Annotated in this window: 4 protein-coding genes; 2 read left to right on the top strand and 2 right to left on the bottom strand. The window is 72.9% G+C overall.

Annotation, left to right across the window (positions count from 1 at the left end):
- Both C1I98_RS34075 and C1I98_RS34070 read left to right on the top strand, forming a co-directional pair.
- Window positions 1–2,650 (top strand): NACHT domain-containing protein (locus C1I98_RS34075; RefSeq protein WP_111171449.1); only part of this gene is annotated, 2,650 nt, incomplete at its 5' end.
- Between the two features lie 121 nt (window positions 2,651–2,771).
- Window positions 2,772–4,874 carry a S9 family peptidase gene (locus tag C1I98_RS34070; protein ID WP_111171448.1) on the top strand — a complete coding sequence of 701 codons (2,103 nt, stop codon included), beginning with the start codon at window positions 2,772–2,774 and terminating at the stop codon, window positions 4,872–4,874.
- Here the strand turns inward: C1I98_RS34070 and C1I98_RS34065 are convergent.
- Both C1I98_RS34065 and C1I98_RS45195 read right to left on the bottom strand, forming a co-directional pair.
- Window positions 4,867–5,499: a mycothiol-dependent nitroreductase Rv2466c family protein gene (locus C1I98_RS34065; protein WP_111171447.1), complete on the bottom strand. Its 633-nt coding sequence runs from the start codon at window positions 5,497–5,499 to the stop codon at window positions 4,867–4,869. The genes C1I98_RS34070 and C1I98_RS34065 overlap by 8 nt on opposite strands.
- 67 nt (window positions 5,500–5,566) lie before the next feature.
- Window positions 5,567–5,692: a hypothetical protein gene (locus C1I98_RS45195; RefSeq protein WP_267898102.1), complete on the bottom strand. Its 126-nt coding sequence runs from the start codon at window positions 5,690–5,692 to the stop codon at window positions 5,567–5,569.
- Window positions 5,693–5,813 lie beyond the last annotated feature (121 nt).

The following is a 5,813-nucleotide window of genomic DNA, read 5'->3' as shown; positions in this document are numbered from 1 at the left end:
GGTCTACGTCGATGTCGGCGTCGCCCCCCGCCCCCTGCACGACGCCGTGCGGGAGCCGTACCTCGGGACGATGGCCGCGGTCGGGGAGCGGGTCGGGCTGCGCAAGTTCCTGGAGGTGCCCGAGCCGGTACGGCTGGCGGTGGTGGCCGGGCCGGGGGCGGGGAAGTCCACGCTGCTCCGGCGTACCGCACTGGACTGGCAACGACGGCGCGGCGGGCTGCCGGTCCTGCTGATCCTGCGCGACCATGTGGCCGCGATCCTGGACGACCCGTCGCTGACCCTGGCCGCGGCGGTGGCCTCGCTGCGCTGGCTGCACGGCGACGTGCCGGCGGCGTGGTTCGAGCGGCGGCTGGAGCGCGGGCGCTGCCTGGTACTGCTCGACGGGCTGGACGAGGTGGCCGGTGAGGACCACCGCCGGGCGATCGTGGACTGGGTGTCGGCCCAGATCATCCGCTATCCGCGCAACGACTTCGTGATCACCTCCCGCCCCTACGGATACGAGACGGCCCCGCTGACCGGGGCGACCGTGCTCCAGGTGTGGCGGTTCTCGCCCGAGCAGGCCACCAGGTTCGTGCACGGGTGGTACCTGGCGATGGAGCGGCGCAGCCGCAACGCGGACGGCCCCGACGTGGCCGAGCACGCCCGGGAGGCGGCCGATGACCTGCTGGTGCGGGTCCGCGCGCAGCCCGCGCTGTTCGACCTCGCGGCCAACCCGCTGCTGCTGACGATGATCTGCAACGTACACCGCTACCGGGGCGCGCTGCCCGGCAGCCGGGCCGAGCTGTACGGCGAGATGTGCGAGGTGCTGTTGTACCGGCGGCAGGAGGCCAAGCGGCTGACCGACCCGCCGCCCGGGCCGACCGGCGCGCAGAAGAAGCTGGTGCTGCGCGAACTGGCCCTCTACATGATGCGGCACAAGGTGCGCGACCTGCCGACCCGCGACCTGTACAAGGTGATCACGCCCGCGCTGGCCAGGGTGGTCAGGCGGGCCGGCGCGGCCGAGTTCCTGAGCATGGTGGAGCGCAGCGGGCTGCTGGTGCAGCGGGAGGCGGGCAGCTACGCGTTCGCGCATCTCACCCTCCAGGAGTACCTGGCGGCCGAGGAGATCAAGGAGAAGAACCGCCCCGACATCCTGATCGAGACCGTGGACGACCCCTGGTGGCGGGAGACGGCGCTGCTGTGGGCGGCGGGCTCGGACGCAGGGCCGCTGGTCGAGGCGTGCCTGCGGTCCGGTTCGGCGCGGGCGCTGGCCCTAGCCTTCGACTGCCAGGACGACGCCCTGGAGCTGGCCCCGGGACTGCGCGACCGGCTGGACGACCTGCTGTCCTCCTCGGTGGACGACGAGCGGCGGGCGCTCATGGTCCAGGTCAGGGTCACCCGGGCGCTGCGCCGTACGATCACGCTGGGCAACACGGCCGAGGCGTGCGCGACGCCGGTGTCCGCCGGCCTGTACCGCCTGTTCGTGGAGGACTCCGCCTGGCGGGGCGAGTCGCGGCGGCCCGACCTGCCGGGCGACGCGTGGCCCGAGGACGACGACCCGATCTCCGGCCTGTGGGACGTGGACCTGGAGCCGTTCCTGACCTGGATCGGCGAGCACCAGCGCGACCAGCCGTACCGGCTGCCGACGGTGGCCGAGCTGAACGACCCCGTGATGCACCCGGTGGCCGACATCCGCAAGCGGCCGGTGTGGGCCAGGGGCGACGCGACCGGGCACCGGCCGAAGCCGGCGACGGCGGCCGGCGTGCCGCACCCCTTCGGGATCTCGGTGCCGACCTTGCAGCGCAGGCTTCAGGCGGACCGGGTGCCGGCCGCGATGTTCGCGATGGCGTCCAAGAACACGCCGTTCGTGCCGGAGCTGGCGCGGGCGCTGTTCCGGCAGTTCTCCGTGGGGCCGACGCCCGGCTGGATCGAGGCGTACGACTGGCTGCCGGTACGCGTCGCCCTCGACTACTGCCCCGACCCGCGCCCGCACCTGGCCGACGCCCGTCTCACGCTGTTCACCGGCGCGCTGCCGGATTTCCTGCCCGCGTCCGCCGCCGCTCGCGACGCCGGCCTGCGCCGGTTCGTGGGGCTGCTCGACGCGGACTTCGTCCAGTCCGGCGAGCGCTTCGCCATGGACCACTCGCGGGAGCGCTGGCGGCTGGACCTACTGCCCTCCCCGGCCCTGCGGTCGCGGGCGTACGAGATCCTCTCGCTGAGCTACCCGGTCGTGCTCTTCCGCTGGCTCCAGGCCGACCGGCCGCTGGACCACAGGCGCGACGCGGAGGTCCGCCTGAACGCGTACTGGGCCCGGCACCTGCGCGGCATGGGGCCGACCTTCTACGCCTCGCCGGGCCGGGCGGCGGGCATGGCCGAACGCGCGCTGGTGCCTCCGGCGATGCCGGGCGACGAGCCGATGCGCATGCTGACCGCGGTGATCGCCGACAACCTGGTCCACCTGCTGGACAAGGTGCTCACCCGGGCCGTGCCGGTCACCGCGGAGATCGCCACCTGCCTGCGGTTCGGCGCTATGGCGCTGGCCGCCGCGTACGCCGACCACGAGGACGCGCGCGTGGTCTTCATCAACCTGGCCTGCGGCGTGACCGCCCTTGAGGAACGGGCGCGCGGCGAGATCGTCCCGGACGACATGGTGGTCCTGATCCGCAACTGAACCATGTGAAATGCGGTAGAATGATCCTCGACCGCGAACCGCTGTCCGACTTCATCGGATAGCGGTTTTTTGCGTTTCCAGGGGTCTTTTTCACCCCGGTTTCCCGCGCCGAAGGAGCCGTATGTCCGACTTCCCCCGCCAGTTCGCCCGCACCCGGCGTTTCACCCTCGGAGTCCCCGCCCACGTCACCCTCTCCCCCGACGGCGGCACGGTGTACTTCCTGCGTGGCCGGGCCGGTGACGACCCGGTGTCCTGCCTGTGGGCGCTGGACCGCGCGACCGGCGTGGAACGCCTGCTGGCGGACCCGCTGACCTTGCTCGCCGACGCCGCCGAAGAACTGTCCCCGCAGGAACGCACCCGCCGCAACCGGACCTACGAGCTGTCGTCCGGCATCGTCTCCTACGCCACCGACGACGCCTGCGCGCTGCTGGTCTTCGCGCTGTCCGGGAGGCTGTGGGCACGCCGGACCACGGACGGCGAGCCGCGCGTGCTGCCCGCCGCCGAACCGGTGATCGATCCCCGCCCCGACCCCACCGGACGGCGGATCGCCTACGTCAGCGGCGGGACGCTGCGCGTCATCGAGGCCGACGGCCGTGACGACCGCCCGGTCGCCGCATCGGACGGCCCCGAGGTGACCTACGGCCTGCCCGAGCACGTCGCCACCGAGGAGATGGGCCGGCACCGCGGATACTGGTGGTCCCCTGGTGGTGACCGGCTGCTGGTGGCCAGGGTGGACACCACGCCCGTGCTCCGCTGGCACATCGCCGACCCCACGGACCCCTCTCTCCCGCCCGCCACGATCCGGTACCCGGCGGCGGGCACGGCCAACGCCGAGGTCACGCTGTGGATCGCCGACGTCTCGGGCGGCCCGCTGACCCCGGTGGGCTGGGACGTCGCGGCGTTCGAGTACCTGGCGCGGGCGGGGTGGGACGCGCGCGGGCCGTACGCGTCGGTGCAGGACAGGAGCCAGCGGCACGTCCGGGTGCTCGGCGTGGACCCGGACACCGGGGTCACCGAGGTGCTGGCCGACCAGCACGACGACGCGTGGGTCGAGCTGGTGCCCGGCCTGCCCGCGCGTACGGCGGCGGGCGCGCTGGTGACCTCCGCCGACCTGGACGACACCCGCAGGCTGGTGGTGGCCGGGCGGCCGGTCACCCCACCGGGGCTGAACCTGTCGGCGGTGGTCGCGGTGGACGGCGAGACGGTGCTGTTCACGGCGTCGGAGGAGCCGACGGAGACGCACCTTTGGGCCTACGACCAGGCGGCGGGGACGCGGCGGCTGAGCGCGGAGTCAGGCGTCCACGCCGGGACCGGCCGGGCGGGCAGCGTCGTGCTGGTCTCCCGCACCCCGGACCGGCACGGCACGCGCACCGCCGTACGGGGCGGGGGACACCCGCCGGTCGAGATCGCCTCCCGCGCCGAGACGCCCGTGCTGGAACCGCGGGTCGAGATGCTCACGCTCGGGCCGAAGCGGCTGCGCGCCGCGCTGTTCCTGCCCTCCTGGCACCGCGAGGGACCGCTGCCGGTGCTGATGGACCCCTACGGCGGTCCCGCGCTGCGCAAGGTGACCGCCGAGCGGGTGTGGTGGGCCTACATGTCACAGTGGTTCGCCGAACAGGGGTTCGCGGTGCTGGCGGTGGACGGCCGGGGCACACCCGGGCGCGGCCCGGCCTGGGAACGCGCGATCCACCTGGACATCGCCGGACCGGTGCTGGAGGACCAGGTGGAGGGCCTGCACGAGGCCGCCCGGCGCTTCCCCGCCCTGGACCTGACCCGGGTGGGCATCCGGGGCTGGTCGTTCGGCGGCTACCTGGCGGTGCTCGCGGTACTGCGCCGCCCCGACGTCTTCCACGCCGCCGTCGCCGGGGCGCCGGTCACCGACCAGCGCCTGTACGACACGCACTGGCGCGAACGCCACCTCGGCCGGCCCGGCGAGCACCCGGACGCCTACGACCGGTGCTCGCCGATTCACGAGGCCGCCGGGCTGAGCCGCCCGCTGCTGCTGATCCACGGCCTGGCCGACGACAACGTGGTGGCCGCGCACACGCTGCGCCTGTCGGCCGCGCTGCTCGCCGCGGGCCGCCCGCACGAGGTGCTGCCACTGCCCCGGACCACCCACCTGCCTTCCGACGAGGCGGTGGCCGCGAACATGCTCACCCACCAGCTCCGGTTCCTGCGCCGGGAACTGGGCGTGGCCGGGCGGCCCGCCGCTGAGGTCAGGTGAAGTCCAGCTCGCCGGTACGGGTGCGCTTCAGCTCGAAGAACTTCGGATATCCGGCCAGCAGCCGGGCCCCGTCGAAGATCTGCAGCGCGTCCTCGCCGCGCGGGATCGCCGACAGCACCGGCCCGAAGAAGGCCACCCCGTCGATGTGGATGGTGGGGGTGCCGACGTCCTCGCCCACCGGGTCCATGCCCTCGTGGTGGCTCTTGCGCAGCGCCTCGTCGTAGTCGGTGACCCCGGCGGTGTCCGCCAGGTCGTCCGGGAGCCCCACTTCGGCCAGGGCCTCCCGGACGACCTGCGGGTAGTCCTTGTTCTGCTGGTTGTGGATGCGGGTGCCGAGCGCCGTGTAGAGGTCGCGCAGCACGGGTTCGCCATGCCCCTGGGCGGCGGCGGCGAGCACCCGGCCGATGCCCCTGCCACGGTCGAGCCGGGCGCGATAGTCGTCGTCGATATCGCGGTCCTTGTTCAGCTCGTACAGGCTCATCACGCGAAATCGCAGGTCGATGTCCCGGAGCCGCTCGACTTCGAGGATCCAGCGGGAGGTGATCCAGGCGAAGGGGCAGATGGGGTCGAAGTAGAAATCGACGGCCGGGCGGCCGGCGGCTGCGGACCGATCGGGATTTGTCATGCTCCCTACCATCGCACAACCCTGAATCTTCCCTACCTCCAGGGTAGGGAAAGCGGGACCAGCCCCGCTATCGGGACGGACGCTCGTGCCGCAGTGCGAGCCGTACCGCGCCGTAGATGATGGCGAACTGCACGAGCATCCCGACGATCCACCATAAGAACCCGAGACCCATCCCGAACCCGGCTGATTCCATGTGCGCCTCCTTAGTCGAACGATCAGCCCGGCGAGTATGACATGCGGGCGATCGGTACCGCGAGGGATGATGCGGATAGGTCAGGAAGCCAGGGGGAGGCGGACGCTGATGGGGCGGGGCC

Source organism: Spongiactinospora gelatinilytica (assembly GCF_003236385.1).
In the GTDB taxonomy this organism is placed as follows: domain Bacteria; phylum Actinomycetota; class Actinomycetes; order Streptosporangiales; family Streptosporangiaceae; genus Spongiactinospora; species Spongiactinospora gelatinilytica.
This window is presented reverse-complemented; position numbering and strand designations above follow the sequence as displayed.

Bases quoted from the DNA above. Each gene is read 5' to 3' on its own strand.
- C1I98_RS34070 (WP_111171448.1), top strand. From the start codon at position 2,772: ATGTCCGACTTCCCCCGCCAGTTCGCCCGCACCCGGCGTTTCACCCTC.
- C1I98_RS34065 (WP_111171447.1), bottom strand. From the start codon at position 5,499: ATGACAAATCCCGATCGGTCCGCAGCCGCCGGCCGCCCGGCCGTCGAT.
- C1I98_RS45195 (WP_267898102.1), bottom strand. From the start codon at position 5,692: ATGGAATCAGCCGGGTTCGGGATGGGTCTCGGGTTCTTATGGTGGATC.